The organism is Endozoicomonas sp. ONNA1 (assembly GCF_024606325.1).
Classification (GTDB): domain Bacteria; phylum Pseudomonadota; class Gammaproteobacteria; order Pseudomonadales; family Endozoicomonadaceae; genus Endozoicomonas_A.
On sequence record NZ_JAHHPN010000717.1, the window covers coordinates 1 to 1,910 of the forward strand.

The window sequence follows — 1,910 nt, forward strand, 5'->3', positions numbered from 1 at the left end:
GCAACCTCTGTTGGTTAATGGCCAATTACAAGCCTACCCACAAGCTCATGTCACCGTACTCTGGCCTGAGTCTGCGAAAAGCCCATCTTTAGTATTCAGTTCGATGATTGCCGCGGGCAGCCCCTGTCCCGAGGTCGATATCTGGGATATCAATGGGGCCAGGCATGATATCCCCCGGACTGGGTTACCAGAACGAGCACTTCACTCACTTTACGAAGCGTTTCAAACGGTACCAACCCACCTTTGTAGTCCTCTGCCTGAACTAACCGAAGGCTTGTTGAATAACCTGATACTGGCTGCGCGGCGAGCACAGCAGGTTGACCAGTCGCCAAAGCTCTTGCCTCGCCATTGGCGTAAAGCCATCAATAGCGTCATCACTCATGGCACCCGTCAGAATCCGTCAGTGCGAGATTTTATGAAAGTGGCTTGTTGGCAGTTATTGCCGGATGCTCATAAATTGCCGGATGCTCATAAAAAGCCCGATGAGGATCAAACTGCTTCGGTAGACCCGGATCGGTTAAATGCCATTATCAATAGTCCCCTGCAGTTGAATAGAGCATTCGTCAAGCAGAACCTATGGCCACTGGCCAGAGCCTTTGACCCGGCAGTCTTTAAGGACACCCAACTTGAAGGTTTGCAACTGTACTATGAAAGTCCCTGGCCATCGGGGGCTGAAGAAAGATATCTGGACAGGCTCTGTGCGATGATCGTCGCCCATGCTCCTGAAGAACAAAGAGAGGCAATAGCTTGTCAGTTGGAAGTTGATCCGGCGGCAGCGGAGCCCTATCAACGGTTAGCCATCAGACCGGCAAGACAGATCAAACGTTTGCAAGATGCCCTGGCTTCTGGCTGGCAGCTACTTTTGCCATCAGGGCAGACCCGATTCGATACCATTCACGCTCTGGTCAGCGATTGTTATCACATGGCCAAAAGAGAACTTGACTCAGAGAATCCTGACAAAGAACGCATAGAATACATAAAAAACCGACTGTCTCAATCACTGGCATGGCAAGGTTCTGCCGACCAGCCGCTGTCGGCACTGGCTGACGACCTTTATCACGGCTCGACTCATCAGAAGGATCGTGAAAGCCGTCGATTGTCCCGACTACATGATCGGTTGGCAGACTCTCCCGTCATATTCCTGCAAGGAGAAACCGGCACCGGGAAAAGCTACTTTTCCGCCAGAATGGCAGAGGCTTCGGGAGAGGCTTCGGTGATGTCCCTTGGACCTTCTGACAGCGAACAGACCCTGATGAAACGGTGGCAATGGCAAGAACACGCCAGTGGCGACCGCTCTATGGCGCAGCAAGAGCAGGCGCTGATGGGATGGGCTAATACCCCGTCCGACAAAGACGGAGAATACATTACCCTGGTGCTGGATGAGGCTAACCTGGCCCAGGCCGGATTGCTGGCATCATTGAACGGCTTGTGGGAACCCAAACCCTGCATCTATGTGAACGGTCATCCTGTCAAGGTCAGCGCAAAACATCGGGTGATTCTCACCGGTAACCCGGATCATTACACAGGCCGCCAACTGGACCCGGCGCTGAAGGAGAAACTGCCCAGAGCATATTACCCCCGCCTGGATCAGGCATTTCTTCGAGACAGAGTGGTGGAACCGGCTCTGTTCAAACAGCTACAACGGCATCTGCCGAGACCTCAAATAAACGACATTGCACACAGTGCCACCGAAATTGTGATGACACTCTGGCAATATTATCAGGAACTGTTGCCGGAGCATGAGTTTACCCCCAGAGATTTAACCGATATCTGCAGTTGGATGGGTTGGTATCTGGATCGTGCCCTACCCGTAAACGACACTGTTACCGGTAAGCAAATAAACGGTTTAATCCAGCAAAGTTTTCGGGATGTACTGGGTTCCGAAATCAGCGAGACTCATCAGGATGCCC

General features: G+C 52.3%; 1 protein-coding gene. It reads left to right on the forward strand.

What is annotated here, in order from left to right; all coding sequences use genetic code 11:
- Positions 1-1,910, forward strand: a 1,910-nt coding sequence (locus KDK19_RS16770; RefSeq protein ID WP_257292414.1) for an AAA family ATPase, incomplete at both ends; no start/stop codon positions are given.